Annotated in this window: 22 protein-coding genes and 1 pseudogene; 9 read left to right on the plus strand and 14 right to left on the minus strand. The window is 64.6% G+C overall.

Annotation, left to right across the window (positions count from 1 at the left end; all coding sequences use genetic code 11):
• Positions 1-29: 29 nt before the first annotated feature.
• The 6 genes from FLG15_RS17835 to FLG15_RS17860 all read right to left on the minus strand — a co-directional run bounded on the left by FLG15_RS17835 (position 30) and on the right by FLG15_RS17860 (position 5,602).
• A complete protein-coding gene (locus FLG15_RS17835; RefSeq protein WP_057679552.1) occupies positions 30-848 on the minus strand; it encodes an ABC transporter permease in 819 nt (272 codons plus the stop codon).
• Positions 841-2,055 (minus strand): cystathionine gamma-synthase, encoded by a 1,215-nt coding sequence (locus FLG15_RS17840; RefSeq protein WP_057679551.1) that lies wholly within the window; start codon positions 2,053-2,055, stop codon positions 841-843. The genes FLG15_RS17835 and FLG15_RS17840 overlap by 8 nt, the downstream gene beginning before the upstream one ends.
• A gap of 99 nt (positions 2,056-2,154) precedes the next feature.
• The gene (locus tag FLG15_RS17845) at positions 2,155-3,525 is read right to left on the minus strand and encodes a pyridoxal-phosphate dependent enzyme (RefSeq protein ID WP_017157251.1); all 1,371 of its coding nucleotides are present in this window, start codon (positions 3,523-3,525) and stop codon (positions 2,155-2,157) included.
• 236 nt (positions 3,526-3,761) lie between these two features.
• Entirely contained in the window at positions 3,762-3,980 is a 219-nt protein-coding gene (locus tag FLG15_RS17850; protein WP_003484103.1) for an HP1242/YdcH family protein, read from the minus strand.
• 351 nt (positions 3,981-4,331) lie between these two features.
• Positions 4,332-5,222, minus strand: a complete 891-nt coding sequence (locus FLG15_RS17855) for an OmpA family protein (RefSeq protein WP_057679550.1) — start codon at positions 5,220-5,222, stop codon at positions 4,332-4,334.
• Positions 5,219-5,602, minus strand: a complete 384-nt coding sequence (locus FLG15_RS17860; RefSeq protein WP_057679549.1) for a DUF4398 domain-containing protein — start codon at positions 5,600-5,602, stop codon at positions 5,219-5,221. The genes FLG15_RS17855 and FLG15_RS17860 overlap by 4 nt, the downstream gene beginning before the upstream one ends.
• A 98-nt stretch (positions 5,603-5,700) precedes the next feature.
• Between FLG15_RS17860 and FLG15_RS17865 the strand changes: the two genes are divergently transcribed.
• The gene (locus tag FLG15_RS17865; protein ID WP_017157249.1) at positions 5,701-6,834 is read left to right on the plus strand and encodes a PilT/PilU family type 4a pilus ATPase; all 1,134 of its coding nucleotides are present in this window, start codon (positions 5,701-5,703) and stop codon (positions 6,832-6,834) included.
• A 444-nt stretch (positions 6,835-7,278) separates the two neighbouring features.
• Here FLG15_RS17865 and maiA read toward each other — a convergent pair whose 3' ends face one another.
• On the minus strand, positions 7,279-7,941 hold the full coding sequence (gene maiA, locus FLG15_RS17870) for a maleylacetoacetate isomerase (protein ID WP_057680005.1): 663 nt from the start codon (positions 7,939-7,941) through the stop codon (positions 7,279-7,281).
• Between the two features lie 31 nt (positions 7,942-7,972).
• Positions 7,973-9,031, minus strand: a complete 1,059-nt coding sequence (locus tag FLG15_RS17875; protein WP_170922358.1) for a fumarylacetoacetate hydrolase family protein — start codon at positions 9,029-9,031, stop codon at positions 7,973-7,975.
• Positions 9,032-9,339: 308 nt separating this feature from the next.
• Here FLG15_RS17875 and FLG15_RS17885 point away from each other — a divergent pair, with 308 nt between their 5' ends.
• From FLG15_RS17885 to FLG15_RS17895, 3 genes are all read left to right on the plus strand, one after another.
• Positions 9,340-10,728: a DEAD/DEAH box helicase gene (locus FLG15_RS17885; RefSeq protein ID WP_057680004.1), complete on the plus strand. Its 1,389-nt coding sequence runs from the start codon at positions 9,340-9,342 to the stop codon at positions 10,726-10,728.
• Between the two features lie 135 nt (positions 10,729-10,863).
• Positions 10,864-11,217 carry a 6-carboxytetrahydropterin synthase QueD gene (gene queD, locus FLG15_RS17890; RefSeq protein WP_057680003.1) on the plus strand — a complete coding sequence of 118 codons (354 nt, stop codon included), beginning with the start codon at positions 10,864-10,866 and terminating at the stop codon, positions 11,215-11,217.
• Between the two features lie 194 nt (positions 11,218-11,411).
• The gene (locus FLG15_RS17895) at positions 11,412-11,747 is read left to right on the plus strand and encodes a phasin family protein (RefSeq protein ID WP_017157246.1); all 336 of its coding nucleotides are present in this window, start codon (positions 11,412-11,414) and stop codon (positions 11,745-11,747) included.
• A gap of 115 nt (positions 11,748-11,862) precedes the next feature.
• Here the strand turns inward: FLG15_RS17895 and bioD are convergent, their stop codons facing one another.
• A complete protein-coding gene (gene bioD, locus FLG15_RS17900; RefSeq protein WP_057687048.1) occupies positions 11,863-12,537 on the minus strand; it encodes a dethiobiotin synthase in 675 nt (224 codons plus the stop codon).
• A gap of 119 nt (positions 12,538-12,656) precedes the next feature.
• Here bioD and FLG15_RS17905 point away from each other — a divergent pair.
• The 3 genes and pseudogenes from FLG15_RS17905 to FLG15_RS17915 all read left to right on the plus strand — a co-directional run bounded on the left by FLG15_RS17905 (position 12,657) and on the right by FLG15_RS17915 (position 13,778).
• Positions 12,657-12,891 (plus strand): annotated as a pseudogene (locus tag FLG15_RS17905) (hypothetical protein).
• 9 nt (positions 12,892-12,900) lie between these two features.
• On the plus strand, positions 12,901-13,383 hold the full coding sequence (msrC, locus tag FLG15_RS17910; protein WP_005920832.1) for a free L-methionine (R)-S-oxide reductase MsrC: 483 nt from the start codon (positions 12,901-12,903) through the stop codon (positions 13,381-13,383).
• Positions 13,380-13,778, plus strand: coding sequence for a TfoX/Sxy family protein (locus FLG15_RS17915; RefSeq protein ID WP_150146946.1), 399 nt, complete (start codon positions 13,380-13,382; stop codon positions 13,776-13,778). The genes msrC and FLG15_RS17915 overlap by 4 nt, the downstream gene beginning before the upstream one ends.
• Before the next feature lie 291 nt (positions 13,779-14,069).
• On the opposite strand, the gene gph is transcribed toward FLG15_RS17915, so the two are convergent.
• Complete coding sequence (gene gph / locus FLG15_RS17920) at positions 14,070-14,720, minus strand: phosphoglycolate phosphatase (RefSeq protein ID WP_057680000.1); 651 nt, start codon at positions 14,718-14,720, stop codon at positions 14,070-14,072.
• 143 nt (positions 14,721-14,863) lie between these two features.
• The gene (dinB, locus tag FLG15_RS17925) at positions 14,864-15,943 is read right to left on the minus strand and encodes a DNA polymerase IV (RefSeq protein ID WP_150146949.1); all 1,080 of its coding nucleotides are present in this window, start codon (positions 15,941-15,943) and stop codon (positions 14,864-14,866) included.
• A gap of 346 nt (positions 15,944-16,289) precedes the next feature.
• Here dinB and fabA point away from each other — a divergent pair, with 346 nt between their 5' ends.
• Both fabA and fabB read left to right on the plus strand, forming a co-directional pair.
• Positions 16,290-16,805, plus strand: a complete 516-nt coding sequence (gene fabA / locus FLG15_RS17930; protein ID WP_017174020.1) for a 3-hydroxyacyl-[acyl-carrier-protein] dehydratase FabA — start codon at positions 16,290-16,292, stop codon at positions 16,803-16,805.
• Positions 16,805-18,013, plus strand: a complete 1,209-nt coding sequence (fabB, locus tag FLG15_RS17935) for a beta-ketoacyl-ACP synthase I (protein WP_057679250.1) — start codon at positions 16,805-16,807, stop codon at positions 18,011-18,013. The genes fabA and fabB overlap by 1 nt, the downstream gene beginning before the upstream one ends.
• A gap of 215 nt (positions 18,014-18,228) precedes the next feature.
• Here the strand turns inward: fabB and FLG15_RS17940 are convergent, their stop codons facing one another.
• The 3 genes from FLG15_RS17940 to FLG15_RS17950 all read right to left on the minus strand — a co-directional run bounded on the left by FLG15_RS17940 (position 18,229) and on the right by FLG15_RS17950 (position 21,989).
• Positions 18,229-18,885, minus strand: a complete 657-nt coding sequence (locus FLG15_RS17940) for an SH3 domain-containing protein (RefSeq protein WP_057679251.1) — start codon at positions 18,883-18,885, stop codon at positions 18,229-18,231.
• A 165-nt stretch (positions 18,886-19,050) separates the two neighbouring features.
• Complete coding sequence (locus FLG15_RS17945) at positions 19,051-19,797, minus strand: SH3 domain-containing protein (RefSeq protein WP_057679252.1); 747 nt, start codon at positions 19,795-19,797, stop codon at positions 19,051-19,053.
• Positions 19,798-19,964: 167 nt separating this feature from the next.
• Positions 19,965-21,989: a M3 family metallopeptidase gene (locus FLG15_RS17950; protein WP_057679253.1), complete on the minus strand. Its 2,025-nt coding sequence runs from the start codon at positions 21,987-21,989 to the stop codon at positions 19,965-19,967.
• Positions 21,990-22,171 lie beyond the last annotated feature (182 nt).

The following is a 22,171-nucleotide window of genomic DNA, read 5'->3' on the forward strand; positions in this document are numbered from 1 at the left end:
GTTCGATGTCAAAATACGGATACGACTGTTCAAACAACGTCCGCGAATCCGCGACGGACCAGCTGGAACCAGTAGTAACCAAGGTAGGCGAGTACCACGCTTCCGATGAAGTACTTCAACAGCCCGGACCAATCAGGCGGCAAGCCCCACATCAGCACGTTTCGCGATTGTTCGATAATGAAAGTGAGCGGATTGAGGTAAATCAGCTTCTGCATGCTAGGCGGCAACGAAGAGACCGGATACAACGCTGGGCTCATGAACAACAACACGGTAGCCAATAGCCCAGTGATCTGCCCGATATCGCGGTAATACACGCCTAGTGCCGCAAAGAACCAAGTGACACCAGCCGAGACCAGCACCAGTGGGAAAATAACCAATGGGAAATACAGCACGGTCAGCGGCAGTCGCCCAAGCAGAAAATATTGCGCGATAAGCAAGACTGCCAAGGTAATCAGCATATGGAAGAACGCCGATGCCACTGCAGACCAAGTCAGAATTTCAAGTGGAAACACCACCTTCTTTACGTAACTCGCGTTACCGAGCACCAAATTGGGCGCCTTACTGATGCACTCGGTAAGAAAAGCATGAACCATGATGCCGGCAAACAAGACTATCGCGAACTCGGCGCGACTACCCTGCGCCGCCCCTGCCCAGCGTGCATTGAACACGTAGGAAAAGACGAAGGTGTACACGGCGAGCATCAGCAACGGATTAAAAAATGACCAAGCGAGGCCAACGATGGACCCACGGTAACGCCCAAGCACCTCACGCTTGGCCAATTGGTAGATAAGCTTTCGGTGCTGTCGCAGACTGTGAACAGCCGACAGCACGGACAAGGGATTACGCATTTTGATCCGTTCCCTCTACAGCTGCACCCAGCGCCCGCTCCAAATCCGCCCGCAAATCCCCTAAATCCTCAATTCCCACGCTCAACCGCACCAGCGCATCGCTGATGCCGAGCTGCTCGCGGCGGGGCACGGGAATGGAGGCGTGGGTCATGACGGCGGGATGGTTGACCAGGCTTTCCACGCCGCCGAGCGATTCGGCCAGGGTGAACAATTCGGTCTTTTCGCAGAAGCGCTTGGCTGCGTCGAAGCCGCCCTTGAGGACGATGGAGACGATGCCGCCGAAGCCGGACATCTGGCTCTGCGCGAGCGCATGCTGCGGGTGCGAGGCAAGGCCGGGGTAAATGACCTTTTCGATCGCAGGGTGGGTTTCCAGCCATTGCGCAAGCGCCAATGCGTTTTCGCAGTGGGCGCGCATGCGCAGCGGCAAGGTTTTCAATCCGCGTAGCGCGAGGAAACTATCGAACGGGCCTTGCACGCCCCCGATGGAGTTCTGCAGGAACGCCATCTGCTCGGCGAGCTCGGCGTTGTCACCGACCACGGCGATGCCACCGACCATGTCCGAGTGGCCATTGAGATACTTGGTAGCCGAATGCACGACGATATCGGCACCCAGGCTGAGCGGGCGCTGCAGCATCGGGGAAGCAAAGGTGTTGTCGACCACGATCAGCAGGCCGTGCTTGCGCGCGATCGCGGCAATGGCCGCGATATCGACCAGCTTGAGCATCGGGTTGGTCGGGGTTTCGATCCACACCATCTTGGTGTCGGGGCGGATCGCCGCCTCGAACGCGGCCGGGTCGGTCAGGTCCACGAAGCTGAAATCCAGGCCGGCGGTGCGACGACGCACGCGCTCGAACAGGCGGAAGGTGCCGCCGTACAGGTCGTCCATCGCCACCACGTGGCTGCCGGCATCCAGCAACTCCATCACCGTCGAGGTGGCAGCCATGCCGGAAGCGAATGCAAAGGCGCGCGTCCCGCCTTCCAGCGCGGCAACGCAACGCTCGTAGGCAAAGCGCGTGGGGTTGTGGGTGCGCGAATACTCGAAACCCTGGTGCTCGCCGGGGCTGGACTGCGCATAGGTGGACGTCGCATAGATCGGCGGCATCACCGCGCCGGTGCTTGGATCTGGCGACTGCCCTCCATGGATCGCCAGCGTTGCGAGCGACAGCGCGCGCTCGCCGTCATGGCCATGAGTGGTGCGATTGGACATGGAGGTTCCCGAAAAAGTGGGCGATTGTAACAAGCAGGTCTGAATGGCCCGTGCCGCGCGTCTCATCCGAGCGCGCGGCGGTGCCGGATGACTGCACGATCACTGCACGCGACGGCGCAGGTAGTTGAGCAGGTCGATGCGGGTGATCAAACCAAGGAATTGCGTGCCGTCCATGACGATGGCGACCTGGCCACGGTCGAACACCGGCAGCAGCGCTTCGATCGGCGACGCGACGTCCAGACGATCCAGCTTGCTGACCATGGCAGTGGAAATCGGGTCGCGGAAACGGGCTTCGTCGCCATAGACATGCAGCAGCACGTCGCTTTCGTCCACGATGCCCACCAGCTCGCCGTCGTCGATCACCGGCAACTGCGACACGTCGTACAGTTTCATGCGCTGGTAGGCGGTGGTCAGCAGATCCTTCGGGCCCACCACCACGGTGTCGCGCTTGTTGTACGGGCGCAGGATCAGGTCGCGCAGGTCGCCGTGTTGCGGACGCTCCAAAAAGCCGTTGTCGAGCATCCAGTAGTCGTTGTACATCTTCGACAAATACTTGTTGCCGGTATCGCAGACGAACACCAGCACGCGCTTGGGCGTGGTCTGCTCGCGGCAGTACTTCAGCGCCGCCGCCAGCAGGGTGCCGGTGGACGAGCCGCCGAGAATGCCTTCTTTGGCCAGCAGCTCGCGCGCGGTATGGAAGCTTTCCGCGTCGCTGATGGAATAGGCCTTCTTGACCCGCGAAAAGTCGGAGATATCCGGCAGGAAATCCTCGCCGATGCCTTCGACCAACCAACTGCCGGACTTTTCGCTGACCGTGCCCTCTTCGATGTACTGGGTCAGGATCGAGCCGACCGGGTCGGCCAGCACCAATTCGGTGTGCGGCGAGGCGCTGGCGAAAGCGCGCGACAGGCCGGTCATGGTGCCGGAGCTGCCGCAGCCGAACACGATGGCGTCCAGTTGGCCATCCATCTGCGCCAGGATTTCCGGGCCGGTACCGAATTCGTGCGCGGCCGGATTGTCCGGGTTGCCGAACTGGTTGATGAAGTAGGCGCCGGGGGTCTCGGCTGCGATCCTGGCGGCCAGGTCCTGGTAGTACTCGGGGTGGCCCTTGGCCACGTCCGAGCGGGTCAGCACCACATTGGCACCCATGGCCTTGAGATTGAAGATCTTCTCGCGACTCATCTTGTCCGGAACCACCAGGATCAGCTGGTAGCCCTTCTGCTGCGCCACCAGGGCCAGACCCAGGCCGGTATTGCCGGCGGTGCCTTCCACCAGGGTGGCGCCGGGCTTCAGGTCGCCGCGCTGCTCGGCCGCTTCGATCATCGACAGGCCGATGCGGTCCTTGATCGATCCGCCAGGATTATTCGCCTCCAGCTTGAGGAACAGCTCGCAGACGCCGGTGTCCAGGCGCTGGGCCTTGACGATCGGCGTGTTGCCAATCAGTTCGAGTACGGAGGAATGAATCGCCATCGGGATATCGTCGCTGCGCCACGCGGGCTAGACCGGTCATTATCCGACGAACCGCCGGGGAATGCTCATTCAGCATTGAACCGATTGCACAGGCCGGTGAACAAACAGGCTCAACCGGCAGCCGATCTGCCCTCCGCCAGGAACCGTGGCGCCAAATAAAGACGCGGACGGTGGCAAGCCGACGAGGAGGCCGCCACCGCCCGCGACGGTGAACTTGTTCTAGCAGTGGGGAAGGATCAGTGGGTGAGCTGGTCGTACATGCGGGTGAGCTTTTCTTTTGCCTGCAACTTCTCGCGCTTCATCTGGCCCAAGGTCACGTCGTCGATCGGGAGCACCCCGAGTTCGGCATCCATGCATTTCTTGTTCAATAGCTTGTGGCGTTGGTAGAGCTGCTTGAACTGGGGATCGGACTTCATCAATGCGTCGATTTCGGTCTGCGGTTGCCCTTCAAACATGGCGTTACCTCCTTCACTTAAAACAAGAACGCCCCGGCCAGCGAAGGCACGGGGCGCAGCTTGGGGATGGAAGACCAACGCGTTGCAAAGGCCGACACACCGGCGGAACCACCAACAACCACTCCACCAATGTGTCTCGTTGCGTGCCTCTGCATCACTGGCCCGGCCCTCCGTACTTCCCGGGCCGCGGAGTTGCTGCCCGGAGGTACGACCCTACGCCGGTCGCGAAGGGGGTTCAAGACCGAAACGGCCGCATTTGCCGTTCCCTGCCTCAATCAGTGACCGCGGTTCAACCGGGCGTCATGCACGGGTTAAAAGACCTTAACTTCCAACCACTTGCAACAATTGCAATCAGGGGGCGACAACGACCTCGGCCGCGCGGGTCTTGCTGACCGCGCCCTTGGTGCCGGTGACCTGCAGCCGCGAGGCAGACACCCCACCGGCCACCAAGGCATCGCGCAGCGCTTCGGCACGCTTCTTGGCAATGGCGGCATCGGTATCGAAGCCGACGATGCTGACCCGGCCCTTCTTGCCGATGTTCAGGTACTCGGCCAATGCCTTGGCCTGCCCGGCGGCATCCCCGGACAACGCCGCCTTGCCACCGAAGGCGCCACTGCCGAGGGAAAACACTTCGCCCCGGCTGTCGAACTTGGCGGGCGGCAGCTTGGCCCCGGCCACCAGCTCGGCCTCTTCATGCGCCAGCTGCACGGCCTTCTGCTGGGCCGCGTTGAGCTTGGCGGTCTGCTTGCCGGCCACGCTGGTCAACGCCAGCTCGGCGTCCTGGCGGGCGAGTGCTTCCTGTTCGGCAGCCTGGCGTGCCTGCTCGGCAGCCTCGGCCTGGATCTGCGCCTGTACGCGCAGGCGCTCGGCCTCCTGGCGCGCCCGCGCCGCGTCGCGGCGGCTGGCTTCGATCAGCAAGTCGTTGCGCGTGCCTTCCAGGCGGTCCAATTCGCGCCGCGCCAGCGCGGTACGGGCGGTGAGTTCGGCGATTTCGACCCGGCGGTCGGCCAGGAACACCAGCTCGTCGCGGTCGCGGCGCTTGGCCTCGGCCAGCGCAGCCACGCTTTGCTGCGCCTGCAACCGCTCAAAGCGCGCCAGATCGTTGGTCTGCGGGTCGTTCTGTAGCGCGGCCAGGCGCCGGTTGAGCGCGTCGGCCTGCGGGTCGTCCTTGGCCGCCATCGCCAGCGGCGGCAACGTCGCCAGGCTCAAGGCACCGAGATACAGCAAGGGGCGCAGGTTCATCGGCCGCCCTCCCCGGTATTGAGGGTGTTCTGCAACTGCGCCACTTCCTTCCTGCGCTGTTCCAACTGAGCAGTGATTACCGCTTCTTCGCTGCGGGCCTTGGCCAGGTCGGCGTCGGCGGCTGCACGCAAGGCGATCTGGGGCACCTGCTTGCGCTGGCGCTTGTCCAGTTGCGCCTGTTGGGCCTGCATCAATTCCTGGCGGGCCAGGTTGACCAAATCCGGTGCGTATTGGTCGGCATCGGCCTGGGTAGCGCGTTGCACGGCCTGTTCGGCGGCGGTGAGCTCCGGTGCCACCTGGGCGGCGGCCGGAGAGGAAAGAACCATGAAACAGGCGATGCCATACAGGGATCGCCGCAAGTATGCGAAGCTAGCCGTCATTAGGGGAGCCGTAGCGAGAAGTCTCGAGCACGGCCATTGTCGGAAGCCTGCGGCGGACTTGCAACGAGACGCTGCTGTTTGTTGGGGAACCATTGCGCATGGATATCGGCTACTTCCTGAAGCTGATGACCGAAAAGAATGCCTCGGACATGTTCTTGACCACCGGCGCGCCGGTGTACATCAAGATCGAGGGCAAGCTTTACCCGCTCGGCAATACGGGGTTGCCGCCGGGGATGGTCAAGAAAATCGCCTACTCATTGATGGACGAAGGCCAGGTGCCGCAGTTCGAGCGCGAGCTCGAGCTCAACATGGCCATCGCCCTGCCAGACGCCGGCCGCTTCCGCGTGAACGTGTTCAAGCAGCGCGGCGAAGTGGGCATGGTGATCCGCGCCATTCGCAGCCGGATTCCCAGCATTGAAGAGCTGAACCTGCCGCAGGTGCTCAAGGACGTCATCATGACCCCGCGCGGGCTGGTGTTGGTGGTGGGTTCGACCGGTTCGGGCAAGTCGACCTCGCTGGCCTCGATGATCGACCACCGCAACAGCACCACCACCGGGCACATCCTCACCATCGAGGACCCGATCGAATACCTGCACAAGCACAAGATGTCGATCGTGAACCAGCGCGAGGTCGGCCTGGACACCCACGCCTTCCAAAGCGCGCTGAAGAACGCCATGCGCGAGGCGCCGGACGTGATCCTGATCGGCGAAATCCTGGATGCCGAAACCATGGAGGCGGCCATTGCGTTCGCCGAAACCGGCCACCTGTGCCTGGCGACGCTGCACTCCAACAATGCCGACCAGACCATCGAGCGCATCCTCAACTTCTTCCCGGAAAGCGCGCACAAGAACGTGCTGATGAACCTGGCGCTGAACCTGCGCGCGGTCATTTCCCAACGTCTGGTCAAGGGCGTGGACGGCCGTCGCCGACCGGCCACCGAAGTGCTGCTCAACACGCCGATGATCCGCGACCTGCTGCGCCGCGGCCAGGTACACGAGGTGAAGGCAGCGATGGAAGAGTCGCTGGAAGAAGGCATGCAGACCTTCGACCAATGCCTGTTCCGGATGGTCAAGACCGGCGAGATCGAGCAGGAAGAAGCGTTGCGCGCGGCCGATTCGCGCGACGGCCTGGCGCTGAAGTTCCGCCTGTCCGAAGGCGGTTCCGGCGAACACGACCCATACGCGGACTACGAAGCGGCCGCGGCACCGAAGATCAGTCACGGGTTCATCTGATCGGTTGGGCGGCGACGACCGGCGACCTTGCGGCGCCGGGGGCTGCTGGATCCTGGTCATTCAGGGCGGGCTCTGCGGCGCGCTCCTCGATGCGACCCGCGCCCTCATCCGGCGCTGCGCGCCACCTTCTCCCGCTTGCGGGAGAAGGAAGATCGGCGGCCTCCCGCTTGCGGGAGAAGGGAGAGATCAGCGGCCTCCCGCTTGCTGAGAAGGGAGCGATCGGCGCTCGCACGGTGCTTTTAGGCCCCGGTGCCGACGCTCTCAAACTTACGTTCCGATGTCGCCTTGCGTGGCGCCATCTGCCGGATCAGGTAACTGCCTGCCTGCCCTTCTCTCGCGCCGCCGGAGAAGATGCCCAAGTGCCGCCGAGCGGTTGATTGACCTTCTCCCGTGCCTACGGGAGAAGGTGCCCGAAGGGCGGATGAGGGCCGCAACCTTTTGCCCTCACGCCACCGCATCCACCTGCATTTCCGGCCGTGCCGCATCGAAGGCCGGCAACTGCAGGCAGGCCTGCTCGATGCGCCGCAGGGTCGGATACGGCGCCAGATCCACCTCGAACCGGTGCGCGTTGTAGAGCTGGGGGATCAGCACGCAATCGGCCAGGCCCGGCGCATCGCCGTGGCAGAAGCGCCCGGTCTGCGCATCGCGCGCCAGCTGTGTTTCCAGTGCCGCAAAGCCGCGTTCCATCCAGAGCCGTGTCCACTGCTGGCGTTGCGGAGCCTCCAGTGCGAACTCGCGCTCCAGCACCTGCATGACGCGCAGATTGTTGAGCGGGTGCACATCGCAGGCGATGAGCTGCGCCAGTGCGCGCACCCGGGCGCGTTCGGCAGGCGCGCGCGGCAGCAACGCCGTGCTATCGGCGAATGCCTCTTCCAGGTACTCCAGAATCGCCAGCGACTGCGCGATCACCACATCGCCATGCCGCAACGTCGGCACCAGTTCCTGCGGATTGAGTTGCGCGTAGGCCGGCGCGTGCTGCTCGCCGCCATCACGCACCAGATGCACCGGGTGGGCGATGTAATCCAGCGCCTTCAACCCAAGACCGATGCGCACGCGATAGGCCGCGCTGGAGCGCCAGTACGAAAACAGCTCCAGGGCCGCGTTCATACGCAACCGCCCGCCGTCGCTGCGCCGCACGTCATGGCAGCGGCTGCCGCTCGACGCGCTGCTCGATCGCACCGAAGATGCTGGCGCCACTGGCATCGAACATCTCGATCCGCACCACGTCGCCGAAGGCCATGAACGGCGAGCTCGGCTTGCCGTCGCGCAGGGTCTCGACCACGCGTTGCTCGGCAAAACACGAGGCACCCAAGCTGGTGTCCTGATTGGCGATGGTGCCCGAGCCGACGATGGTGCCGGCCGACAGCGGACGGGTCTTGGCGGCGTGGGCGATCAGTTGGGCGAAGTCGAACTGCATGTCGTTGCCGGCTTCGGGAGCACCGAACCAGGCGCCGTTGACGTGCGTGACCAGCGGCAGATGCAGCTTGTTGTCGCGCCAGGCATCGTCCAGCTCGTCGAGGGTGACGAACACCGGCGACAGCGCCGAACGCGGCTTGGATTGCACGAAGCCAAAGCCCTTGGCGAGCTCGGCCGGGATCAGGTTGCGCAGCGAGACATCGTTGACCAGCCCCACCAACTGGATGTGCGCAGCTGCCTGCTCGGGCGAGGCGCCCATCGGCACATCGTCGGTGATGACCACGATCTCCGCTTCCAGGTCGATGCCGTAGTCCTCGCTGATCACCTTGATGGCATCGCGCGGGCCATAGAAGCCGGCGCTGGTGGCCTGGTACATCAGCGGGTCGGTGTAGAAGCTTTCCGGCACGTCGGCATTGCGGGCGCGGCGCACCCGTTCTACGTGCGGCAGGTAAGCGCTGCCGTCGACGAACTCATAGGCGCGTGGCAACGGCGCGGCCAAGGCGTGCATATCCAGATCGAACACGCCATCGGCACTGCCATCGTTGAGCGAGGCCGACAAGGCATTCAGGCGCGGCGCCACATTGCTCCAGTCCTCCAGCGCGCGCTGCAGCGTCGGCGCAATGCCGGTGGCGCGCACGGCGGTGCGCAGGTCGCGCGAGACCACGACCAGGCTGCCGTCGCGGCCGCCTTCCTTCAGGGAACCTAGCTTCATGACCATCCTGTGCTGTGGCTGATCGGGCGATTGTACGGCCTGCCGCAACAGTGGTTGCACCTGAAACAACTGACCGTCACCACAACCGCGAAACCGCGATTTTGTGCAGCGCGCCAAACGCGAGTACACTTGACCGGTCTGCATGCGGCCGTCCGTTTCCCTTAGGGACAGCCGGCGAGGCCAGGATCGATCGATCCGCTCGCCCGCCCCACCCGACGCCTTTCGTGGTGCCGACAAACCCATGGCTTCTTGATCGGGTTGATCCACCATCTCGCAGCGCGGTTCACGGGAACGCTCCGAGCCTCACCTTCTTGCATCTGCAATGCGTTTGCGCTCCGGGCTTGGCTTGGCGGCGACGCTTTACTTGGAGCTTCCTGATGTCGTTTGAATCCCTGGGCCTTGCGCCCTTCCTGCTGCGCGCGTTGGCCGAGCAGGGCTACGAAACCCCCACCCCGATCCAGCAGCAGGCGATCCCGTTGGTGCTGGCCGGTCACGACCTGCTGGCCGGCGCGCAGACCGGCACCGGCAAGACCGCTGCCTTCGGCCTGCCGCTGCTGCAGCACCTGGGCACCGCGCCGCAGACCGTCAACGGCCCGCGCAAGCCGCGCGCGCTGATCCTGACCCCCACCCGCGAACTGGCCACCCAGGTACACGACAGCCTGCGCGGCTACAGCAAGTACCTGCGCATCCCCAGCGCGGTGATCTATGGCGGCGTGGGCATGGGCAACCAGCTCGATGCGCTGCGTCGTGGCGTGGACCTGCTGATCGCCTGCCCGGGCCGCCTGATCGACCATATCGAGCGTCGTAGCGTGGGCCTGTCCGGCATCGAAGTGCTGATCCTGGACGAAGCCGATCGCATGCTCGACATGGGCTTCTTGCCGTCGATCAAGCGCATCCTGACCAAGCTGCCGCGCCAGGACCGCCAGACGCTGCTGTTCTCGGCAACCTTCGAAGAGAACATCAAGCAGTTGGCGCTGGAGTTCATGCGCAACCCGATGCAGATCCAGGTCACCCCGAGCAACACCGTGGCCGAGAGCATCACCCACCGCGTGCACCCGGTCGACGGCGCGCGCAAGCGCGATCTGCTGCTGCACCTGCTGGCGCAGGACAGCCGCGAGCAGACCCTGGTGTTTGCGCGTACCAAGCACGGCAGCGACAAGCTGGCGCTGTTTTTGGAGAAGTCCGGCATCAAGACTGCGGCGATCCATGGCAACAAGAGCCAGGGCCAGCGCATGCGCGCGCTGAGCGACTTCAAGGCCGGCCGCGTGACCGTGCTAGTGGCCACCGATATCGCCGCGCGCGGGATCGATATCGATCAGCTGCCGAAGGTCATCAACTACGACCTGCCGATGGTGGCCGAAGACTACGTGCACCGCATCGGCCGCACCGGCCGCAATGGCTCCACCGGCGAGGCGATTTCGCTGGTGGCGCAGGACGAAGCCAAGCTGCTGCGCCAGATCGTGCGCATGCTGGGCCGCGATGTGGAAATCCGCGACGTGCCGGGCTACGAGCCGCAGACCCCGATCCGTTGGGGCAACAGCGCGCCGGGCCGTGCCGAGCAGCCGGGTGGCGAGCGCGCCCCGCGCAAGAGCCACGCCCGTCGTCCGCACGGCGATGCACCGCGTCAGGCGCATGCGCATGCCGGCCCCAAGAAGCCGGGCGGCCAGCGCAGTGGCGGGCCGCGTCAGGCCAACGCTGGCGCGGGTGCAGGCCGCCGCGATGGTGGACGTGGCGGCAATGGCCGTCCGGCCAACCGCGGCGCCTGAGCGCTGGGTTTGCGCTGAGAACAAGGGCCGCGATGCGGCCCTTGTTCTGTCCGTCCCGGCCTGCCCGGGCTCTTGCGGGATCCTGCACTGCGCAGTCCCGCATCCTTCCCTCTTCCTGCTTGCCGAATCACCATCATGGACATCTTCAAGGTCTTCACCCTGGAAGCCGCGCACCGGCTTCCCAACGTGCCGCCTGGGCATAAATGCGCACGCCTGCACGGCCATTCGTTTCGCGTCGAGCTGCATGTCAGCGGCGAACCCGGCGCCGAGACCGGCTGGATCATGGATTTCGGCGACATCAAGGCCGCCTTCCAGCCGATCTACGACCGCCTGGACCACCATTACCTCAACGACATCGAAGGGTTGGAAAACCCCACCAGCGAACGCCTGGCGATCTGGATCTGGCAGCAGCTCAAGCCGGTGCTGCCGCAGCTGAGCGAGATCGTGGTGCATGAGACCTGCACTTCCGGCTGCCGCTATCGCGGCTGAGCGGTGGCGCAGTGGTGTGACCTGAAGCCGCCAGTTGGCGGTTTCTGTCGTTTGGGGGGGGGCTGGCTAATCTATTGATAAAAAAGCGCTTTTTCAGCCATTTGGAAAATCTTCAGGAAACGTGTTGCATCGCAGCAGCATCGGCGTATGTTGCAACGCAACAAACGGTCACGGCTTTCCCCGAGGGGTTCGCAATGTCGGCGCAGTTCGAAAACAGCTTCACCAGTCAGTTCGCGTCTGCTGCAGCACGTGCCAACCAGCTGGCGTTGGAGACGCTGGAACGCAACGTCAACGCGACCAGCAGCTTCTTCGGCGAGTTTGCGCAGGCGCGCGACCTGGGCGCCTACCAGACGCTCTGGCCGAAAGGCCTGCAGGTAGCGCGCGACAACCTGGAACGTCTGGCCTCGGTCAACCAGGAAGTAGTCGGGTTGGGACTGAAGATGTCCAGCGAGCTTGGGCAGTTTGCCAAGCAGCAGTTCGAAAACGGCAGCGATCAGGCCGGCGCATCAGGCAAGCCCCGGCGCAAGTAAGACCGCCAATCAAATTCAGCGTCTTTGCATGGGTCCCTCCCCCCGTGCAATCCGGCCCGACAGATCCCTCCCTCTGTCGGGCTTTTTTATTGCCTGCGCAGGCGCGCCGTGCGAGCTAGCGCGGCACCTGCAGCCCGTGTGCCTGGGCGGCAGCGTCGGCGCCCGGTCGCCACGGGATCCGGCCCCAGCACGGCATGGCCAGACGCTGGCGCAGCATGCCGATGTTTTCTTCGATGCGCTCCATCTGCGGATCGATTTCATTGGCGATCCACCCGATGCATTGCAGCCCATCGGCAGCGATGGCCGCTGCAGTGAGCCGCGCGTGGTTGATGCAGCCCAGCCGCACGCCCACCACCAGCACCACCGGCAGCTGCAACGCGCGCACCAGATCGGCTTGATCCAGGGTCGCGCTCAGCGGCGCGGCCCACCCGCCCACGCCCTCCACCACCACCATCTCGGCCTGCGCGCGCAATTGCGCGAATGCGTGCGCGATGGGCTCCAGCGCCAGCGTCACGCCAACATCGGCTGCCGCCAGCTCCGGTGCCAGCGGCGCCGGCAAGGCGTAGGGATTGAGCGTGGCGTAATCGGGCCGAGGGTCGCTGGCCGCCTGCAGCGCCAGCGCGTCTTCGTTACGCCAGCCCTGCGGTGTGTGCTCGCAGCCGCTGGCCACCGGCTTCATGCCGACGGCGCGATGGCCGCGTGCGCGCAAGGCGTGCAACAGCGCGGTGCTGCCCATGGTCTTGCCGATGCCGGTATCGGTGCCGGTGACATAAAAAGCTGGATGCTGCATACGCCTGATCCTGCGGCCGCGCCGCCATTGCCGTGAGGGCGCGCAGCATAACGTGCGCGCTGCGCGTGCGGCTGAGGCCGGTTGATTGGTTGTCGTTTGTCGGCCAGGCCACGCTGCCGATGTGCTCGGTCCTGGTTGCCTGGGCCGATGATGGCGATTCAACGGTGGAGTCGGTGAGAGCAGGTGCCGATGTGCGCGGTCGGGCGCGCGCGATTCGCGCGGTGTCGGACATGCCGTACCGCTTACGGCGAATTCTGCAGGTGTGTGGTGCCGGCGGCTCGGCGGCCCTGCGGATGGCAGCGCTTGCGCATTCCCTTCCCGATCGCAACCACGCTGCAAGACGGCCACTGCTAAACTTTGCCGATGTTCGCCACCTCTTCGCTGACCGGCAGCAAGCCGGAACAATATGCCCAGCTCACCGCCCAGGCCCAGGCACTGGTGCACGGCGAGCCGGACCGGATCGCCAATGCCGCCAACCTGGCCGCACTGATCTTCCATTCGTTGCCATCGCTCAACTGGGCCGGCTTCTACTTCTACGACGGCCGCGAGCTGGTGGTGGGGCCGTTCCAGGGCCTGCCGGCGTGCGTGCGCATTCCGCTGGACAAGGGCGTGTGCGGTGCGGCTGCCAGTACCCGGCAGAGCCAACGCATTGCCGATGTGGACGCGTTCCCTGGGCATATTGCCTGCGATTCGGCATCGCGCTCGGAGCTGGTGATTCCACTGGTCAAAGGCGATGCGCTGATCGGCGTGCTGGACCTGGACAGCCCGGAGCTGGACCGCTTCGATGCCGACGACCAACGTGGCCTGGAAGCCATTGCGCAACTGTTCGTAGACGCGCTGGCGTGACCACCGAGCGGATGCGCAACATCGGGCCGAAAAGCGCGGCGTGGCTGCGTCAGGTCGGGCTGCGCACGCAGCAGGACCTGCAAGCGGTGGGTGCAGTAGGCGCGTTCGTCAAGGTGCGCCGCGCCGGCTTCAAGCCCAGCCTCAATCTGCTGTATTCATTGGAAGGCGCGTTGGCCGATTGCCATTGGCAGGACGTGCCGGAAGCGCGTCGCCATGCCTTGCTCGCCGAATACGAGGCGGCCAGCGCGCTGCTGCCGGTGCGCGGCCGCGCCGTCGGCGGGCCGGTGGAAACCGTGCATTATGCGCACGCCGACAATGACGACACGCATGGCGATTCGGATACGGCGGCCGACCTCTACGACGCTGCGGATGCAGAGCGAGTACGCGACGAGTGAGTCGGCCGGCAGCGCTCGGCAATCGGCGGATCGATGCAGCTGGCGCATGCGCGCACTCATGCATGCAACTTTACGTCGCAAAATGCGTGGCCCGTTTTAGAGCCTGAAGCGCAAGGTCCTGCGACGAGACACGCACCGGTCGGCAGACGCGGCTCACCACGGTGTCACCGGTGCTGGCTGCCCAGCGGAACAGGTGGCGGTGAATAGCTATCGGCTTCAGCGCCGACGCCTGAGCATGCGGCCGTCACGCACGCTGCCGTCGCATCGGTTGAGCCATCGTGCGCTCGCAAGTCACCGCAACGCGAGCAGTTCACGCATGTCGTCGACGATGGCCACGGCACCGGCGCGTTGCACATCGAAACCGCGCAGGTAGCCGTAACGCACCATCGCCAGCGGCATGTTCGCGGCGTTTGCGGCGGCGGCATCGGTGGCCGAATCGCCGACCATCAAACACTGTTGCGGGCTGCGCTGGAAGTGACTGGCAAGCTGCAGCAGCGGTGCCGGGTCTGGCTTGCGCTGCTGCAACGAATCGCCGCCGAGCACACGGCTGAAATGCGCGGCGATACCCAGATGCTCCAGCAACGGCGCGATAAAACGCGCAGGTTTGTTGGTGCACAAGGCCAGCGTGGCGCCCGCATCGCGCAAGCCGACCAGCGCCTCGGCAACACCTGGGTACAACTGCGGGTCGTGCAGCAGGCTCGCCTGGTAATGGCGCATCATCACCGGCATTTCCGCATCGGCATCGCGCGTGCTGCCGGCTTCGCGCAATGCGGTGGCAAGCAACACCTTGACGCCTTCGCCGATCCAGCTGCGGATCGTGGCTTCGCTGAACTGCTGTAGTCCCAGCTCCTGCAAGGTACCGTTGAGCGCTTCGGCAATATTGGGTGCGCTGTCCACCAGCGTGCCATCCAGGTCGAAGATCACCAGCGGATACGGAAACATTCGGACGGCCTCGTGGGTGGGAGAGCCGCAGTGTACGCAGTGCAAGATTCAGCGCATGTCACTGCCGAACGCCGTGGATTGCTCGCCGCCTGCGCTAGATGCAGTCATCGCCGCATGCCCACACGCGGTGCAGCATGGAACGCTTACTCCAACGGCGGCATCTGACCGAACAACTGCCCCTGCACCGCGCCCTCCTCGATAGCGCTGAAACCGCTCAAACCCACACTGACCAGGCGATAGCGCGTCTGCGCGGGCAGCTCCACGCGGCGGGTCAATGCCAGGGCGATCTGCGCCAGCGCCTCCTGCGAGGTAGGCGGCTGCTCGGGCGTGTAGGACCGCGTCAGGATGCGAAAATTCGAGGTCTTCAATTTCAGCACCACCGTGCGCCCGATGCGTTCGGTGCGGCGCGTGGCGAGCCAGGTTTTTTCGGCCAGCCGCAGGATGTGCGGATCCAGTGCATCAAGCGCCAGATCTTCGCTGAAGGTGTCTTCCGAGGACACCGATTGCACTTCCTGATCCGGCTCGACCGGGCGCTCGTCGATACCGCGCGCGCGGCGATACAGGCTCTGACCGAAACTGCCGAAATGCGCCTGCAATTCTTCCAAAGGCCGCTGGCGCAGATCGGCCACGGTGACGATGCCCAGTGCCGCCAACTTGCCATCCATCACCTTGCCTACGCCGGGAATGCGATTGACCTTGAGCGGCAGCAGAAAAGCGTCCACGCGACTGGGCGCAATCACGAACTGGCCATCGGGTTTGCGCCAATCCGACGCGATCTTGGCAAGGAACTTGTTCGGCGCGATGCCGGCCGATGCGGTGAGCTGGGTTTCTTCGCGGATCTGCGTACGAATCAACTGCGCGACCTCGGTCGCCAGCTGCATGCCGGTTTTGGCGTGCGTGACGTCCAGATATGCCTCGTCCAGCGACAACTGCTCCACCAAGTCGGTGTGACGATGGAAAATCTCGCGCACTTGCCGCGACACCGCCTTGTAGCGTGCAAAATCCGGCGGCACGAAGATCGCGTCTGGGCACAGGCGCTCGGCACGCACGGCCGGCATCGCCGAGCGAATACCGAAGGTCCGCGCTTCGTAGGAGGCCGCGCACACCACCGAGCGCGCGCCGCGCCAGGCCACCACCACCGGCTTGCCGCGCAGGCCAGGGTCGTCACGCTGTTCCACGGACGCGTAGAACGCGTCCATGTCCACGTGCACGATCTTGCGCATCAAGCGGGGTTCTCTGTCGCAGGCTGATGCTCATGATAAGCCAGCGCCGTCTCACACTTTGCGTCCAGAGACATCACCGCGCATTGGCGAAGCGAGCACGAGCGCACACTGAAGGCCGAGGTTAAGCAGCCGACGACAGCGCCTGCACGGCCGACCATGCAGGCCTGCCACGCAGGTGCCGACGGCAGGCCTGAGCGGCGTGATTTCACATGCAGCAGTGCATCTGCGCACTGCGCAATCAGCGAAAAACAGCATGCATGCGTACGGATAAAACGTTTGATTGAACCGCGCGACCTCATGCACCCTTGCCCGCCTCGCCTCTCGCTCCTTGCAGGAAACGTTCGTCATGATTCGTCAAAGTACGTACTCGCGCGACCAATTGCTGGCCAGCGCGCGTGGGGAATTGTTTGCGCCCGACAGCGGCCGTCTGCCCAACGATCCGATGCTGATGTTCGACCGCATCACCGAGATCAGCGACGCCGGCGGTGCACATGGCAAGGGGCTGATTCGTGCCGAACTGGATATTCGCCCGGACTTGTGGTTTTTCGGCTGCCACTTCATCGGCGACCCGGTGATGCCAGGCTGCCTGGGCCTGGATGCGATGTGGCAGCTGACCGGCTTTTTCCTGACCTGGATCGGCGCGCCGGGCCGTGGTCGCGCGTTGGGCTGCGGCGAGGTCAAGTTCACCGGCCAGGTGCTGCCCAGCGCCACGCTGGTGCGCTACGAGATCGATGTCAGCCGCGTCATCAACCGCAAGCTGGTGATGGCGCAGACCGATGCACGCATGCTGGTGGATGGGCGCGAGATCTACACCGCCAAGGATCTGCGTGTGGGCATGTTCACTTCAACGGAGAATTTCTGATGCGTCGCGTCGTCATTACCGGCATGGGCATCACCTCATGCCTGGGCAACGATCTGGACACCGTCTCCAGCGCACTGCGCGAGAGCCGCTCCGGTATCACCGCGCTACCCGATCACGCCGAAGCAGGCCTGCGTAGCCAGGTCGGCGGCGCGGTAGCGCTGGATCTGGACAGCCTGATCGACCGCAAGCTCAAGCGCTTCATGGGCGATGCCTCGGCCTATGCATACCTGGCAATGCGCGAGGCGATCGTCGATGCGGGCCTGGATGCCGAGCAGGTCAGCGGCCTGCGTACCGGCGTGATTGCCGGCTCCGGTGGCGGCTCCAGCCAATGGCAGGTGGAAACCGCCGATCTGCTGCGCAACCGTGGCGTGCGCAAGGTGGGCCCGTACATGGTGCCGCGCACGATGTGTTCGTCGGTGTCCGCATCGCTGGCCACCGCGTTCAAGATGCGCGGGCTGAGCTACTCGCTGTCGGCCGCGTGCGCGACTTCTGCGCACTGCATCGGTGCGGCGGCAGATCTGATCCGGCATGGCGCGCAGGACGTGATGTTCGCCGGTGGCGGCGAAGAACTGCACTGGACCATGAGCGTGATGTTCGATGCGATGGGTGCGCTGTCCACCGGTTTCAATGATCGCCCCGCCGTGGCCTCGCGCCCGTACGATGCGCAGCGCGATGGCTTCGTCATCGGCAGCGGCGGCGGCATGCTGGTGCTGGAGGACTACGACCACGCCATCGCACGCGGTGCGCGCATCCATGCCGAACTGCTCGGCTATGGCGTGACCTCCGACGGTGCCGACATGGTCGCGCCCAGCGGCGAAGGCGCCGTGCGCTGCATGCACATGGCCATGCAGGGGCTGGATCGCCCGATCGATTACCTCAACACGCATGGCACTTCCACGCCGTTGGGCGATGTCACCGAACTGGGCGCGGTGCGCGAGGTCTTCGGCGACAACGTGCCGCCGCTGTCGTCGACCAAGGGGCTCTCCGGGCACTCGCTGGGTGCGGCCAGCGTGCACGAGGCGATCTACAGCCTGCTGATGCTGCGCGATGGCTTCATGGCCGGCTCGGCGCATATCGAAGAACTCGACCCGCGTGCCGAAGGCTTTCCCATCCTGCGGCAGACACAGGACGCGACCTTGAACACGGTGATGTCCAACAGCTTCGGCTTTGGTGGCACCAACGCGGCACTGGTGTTCGGCCGGGTGTGACGGCAGCCCGTCATCGCCACCGCACGGCGGCCGTCGTGTGGCGGCGATGACGACAACGCAGTACCAACTAGCGCAACGACAGCCATGGCCTGGTGTTCAGGCTGCTCGGACGGTATGCCACTGCGGCACGCACATGGTGTGCGATGGACGCCCGGCACATGCCGTGTTCCAGGCGTATGTGTTCCGGCAGCCTAGCGGTCGTCCCGGGCACGAGACTATCGGCCGCGCATCCTGTGTTCGTATTCGGCACGAGACTCTCGCTCCCGAATTGCTGCGTCGTAATCTCTCTGTGCGCCGGAGATACAACTCTGCACATCACTGGACTGACGTCCAGAACGTTCGCATCTTTTTATCTTATCGTCCCGCCTGTCGCGGTCTAGCCGATTGAACGCGGCGCGATCAATCTCGGCCGTTTCACGTTTGATGCGCTCGTTCTCTGCACGTATGTGCTCATTGCGACGGGGCTCCATCATCTCCCGGCTCAGGGAATCGCCGGGCGAATGCTGGCGCCACAGCACACGTTCGCTTTCGACCGTCCATTCCCGGCCCCGATAATGCGCGTCCCAATACGCATCCAGCGCGAACGTGACCTTCGGGACCAACCTTGTCACTGCACCACGACCGGACACGATTGCCTGCGCCGGTATCCAGCCGCGCGCATCGGGCCCGCGCACATCGCACCACCTGCCGCCCTCCACGCAGCCATAGACGGTGACCGGATTGCCGGCCTTGGCCTCGCCCACCAGCCGGTATTCATCGCCCGGGCCGGCGCGCAGACGGGCCAGGCTGTCGACGTGCCCGGTTTGCTGCGCCGCGACCGGCGTGGCCATTGCGATCAACACCATCAAGCTCAGTGACTGAATTGCCGGCATTGCACTCTCCTTGACGTGCCGACTCCCTGCGCAGCCGGCCGCTGCAGTGATCGCACTGCTGCGCTTGGAACTTGAGTCGGCCTGCCTCACTGCGCGGCGAACGCGGCGCCGCTATGCCACCGCAATCCGTCGATGCTGGCTGCACTACCACCGGGGAGCGGCCGGCTAGCGATCGTCACGGGCACGAGACTCTCGCTCCCGAATCGCGGCGTCGTACTCTCGCTGCGCGCCGGAGAGACAACTCGTAGCGCTACTGTCCTGGCTTTGTGCGCTATTGCACCTGCTCCGAACCGAGTCGTAGTAATCCCGTTTTGCACTGAGGACGCAATCCTGTACGGCATCGCCTTCGCCTCCTGCGCGTTTGCACCCGTTTATCCTATCGTCCCGCGTGTTGCGGTCCCGCCGACTCAGCTCGAAACTTGTTTTTTCGCGCCATTGCCGTTCGGTGCGTTCGTTCTCTGAACGTGTGTCGTCCTTCAGACGCTTGGCGATGGTGGGCTCGCCCACCGACGGACCATTACCAGGTGCCATCAGGTCCAGGCTCAGGGATTCGCCGGGCACATGCGCGCGCCAGAGCGCACGTTCGCTTTCGGCAGTCCATTCGCGGCCACGATAATGGGCGTCCCAGTACGCATCCAGGGCAAACGTGACCTTCGGGACCAGTGTCGTCACGCCGCCACGACCGGACGCGATTGCCTGTGCACGCATCCAGCCGCGTCCATCGGACCCGCGCACATCGCACCAACTGCCGTTCTCCAGGCAGCCATATACGGTGACCGGATTGCCGGCATGGGCTTCGCCCACCAGCCGGTATTCATCACCCGGCCCGGCACGCAGACGGGCAAGGCTGTTGACGTGACCGGCTTGCTGCGCCGCAAGCGGCGCGGCCACCACCATCAGCAACCACGCCACCTTCCATGCGAGAACTCGCCGCATTGCCTGCTCCTTCCGAGTGACGATCCAGTCGCGCGATCGCCTTCCTGCAACGCGCGCGCCGGATTCCTTGCTAAGGCAGCCCGGCTGAATGCATGCAAAAGCAGCGCGCGTTTCCATGCGGCTGCTGGCAGACAGACTGCGCCTTATCCGGCCATGCCGTTATGTCGCAGCAGCGCATCGATGGTCGGGGCGCGACCGCGAAAAGCGCGGAAGTTCTCCGCCGCCGGACGACTGCCGCCACGCGCAAGCACCTCGGCGCGGAAGCGTGCGCCGGTCTGCTCCAGTTGGTCGGGCGCTTCTTCGAATGCGGCGTAAGCATCGGCGCTGAGCACTTCGGCCCACTTGTAGCTGTAATAGCCGGCCGCATAGCCGCCGGCAAAAATATGGCTGAATTGATGCGGGAAGCGATTCCATGCCGGCGGCCGATTGACCGCCACTTCGTCGCGCACGCGCTCGATCAAGTGCAGCACGCTGTCCTGTGCCGGGTCGTAGGTGCTGTGCAGTTGCATGTCGAACAAGGCAAATTCCAGCTGACGCACGGTGAACATGCCGCTCTGGAAATTGCGCGCCGCCAGCAGGCGGTCGAACAGGTTACGCGGCAACGGTTCGCCGGTCTGCACGTGCGCGGTCATCGCCTGCACCCGCTCCCATTCCCAGCAGAAGTTTTCCATGAACTGGCTGGGCAGCTCCACCGCGTCCCATTCCACGCCATTGATGCCGGCCACGCCCAGCTCGCCAATGCGCGTGAGCAACTGATGCAGGCCGTGGCCCATTTCATGGAACAGCGTGGTGACTTCGCCGTGGCGGAAGGTGGCCGGTGCATCGCCGCTGCCGCGGCCGAAGTTGCACACCAGATACACCAGCGGCGTCTGCACGCCGTTGGCGGTGTTGCGGCGATTGCGGCAATCGTCCATCCACGCGCCCCCGCGTTTGCCTTCGCGCGCGTACAAGTCCAGATAGAACTGGCCAACCAGGGCGCCTTGCGCATCTTCCAACCGGTAAAACCGCACATCCGGGTGCCACACCGGCGCGCTGTCGGGTTTGACGGTGAGCCCGTACAAGCGATGGATCACATCGAACAGGCCGGCCAGCACCTTCGGCTCGGTAAAATACTGCTTCACCTCCTGCTCGGAAAAGCTGTAACGCGCCTGCTTGAGTTTTTCCGAGGCATAGGCCAGATCCCAGGCCTGCAGTTCATACAGGCCCAACTCGTCGCGCGCAAAGGCTTCCAGTTCGGCGCGGTCGCGCTGTGCATGCGGCCTGGCACGCGCGGCCAGGTCGCGCAGGAAGCCCATCACCTCGTCGGGGCTCTGCGCCATCTTGGTGGCAACCGAATAGTCGGCGTAACTGGCAAAGCCGAGCAGCTGTGCCAACTCGGCGCGCAGGGCCAGGATGCGATCGATGTTGGCACTGTTGTCCAGCGCGGCATCGCCGAATTCGGACGCGCGCTCGGCATTGGCGCGATACAGCCGCGCGCGCAGGTCGCGGCTGTCGGCATCGCTCTGCACCGGCAGATAGCACGGCATCTGCAAGGTGAATTTCCAGCCCGATACGCCGTCCTTTTCGGCAGCCGCGCGCGCGGCGGCAATCACTTCGGCCGGCAGCCCCGACAGCTGGGTTTGGTCTTCGGTCACGTACGACCATGCATCGGTGGCGTCGAGCACGTTCTGCGAGAACTTGGCTGCCAACGCCGAGAGTTCTTCCTGGATCTGCGCGAACCGCGCCTTGGCGGCATCATCGAGTTCGGCGCCGCCCAAGCGGAAATCGCGTAGCGCATTTTCCAGCACCTTGCGACGCGCCTCATCGAAGTGTGCGGCTTCCGGCGATTGCGCCAGCGCCTTGTATTGCGCATACAGCGCCAGATTCTGCGCCAGCGCGCTGCCGAAGCGGCTCACCTTGGGCAGGTTGCTGTTGTAGGCCTCGCGCAGTTCGGGCGTGTTGACCACCGCCTGCAGATGCCCCACCTGCCCCCACGCACGCCATAGCCGCTCGGTGGCATCGTCCAGCGGGGTGACGAAGCTGTCCCAACGCACCGGGCTGACCTGCTCGGCTGCCTTCACCGCCGCCTCGGCCTCGGCGAGCAATTGGTCGATCGCCGGGCCCACGTGTTCGGGGCGGATCGCATCGAAGGACGGCAGTCCGGACAGATCGAGCAGCGGGTTGGTCATGGAGCGCTCCGGCAATGGACTGGATGAGTGGATTCAAAGATCGGCAAACGTGGCAGGCACACCGTGGCGCGCAACCGTCAGCAGGGTGAGCCCGCAACCGAGGCACGGTGCCCACCTGTACCTGCCGACTGCGGACACCGAACGCACCGGCGTGGCGGTGGGCGCAGCGCCTTGATGCCTAC

The sequence above is a fragment of the Xanthomonas phaseoli pv. dieffenbachiae genome (assembly GCF_008639345.1).
GTDB classification, from domain to species: Bacteria; Pseudomonadota; Gammaproteobacteria; order Xanthomonadales; family Xanthomonadaceae; genus Xanthomonas; species Xanthomonas phaseoli.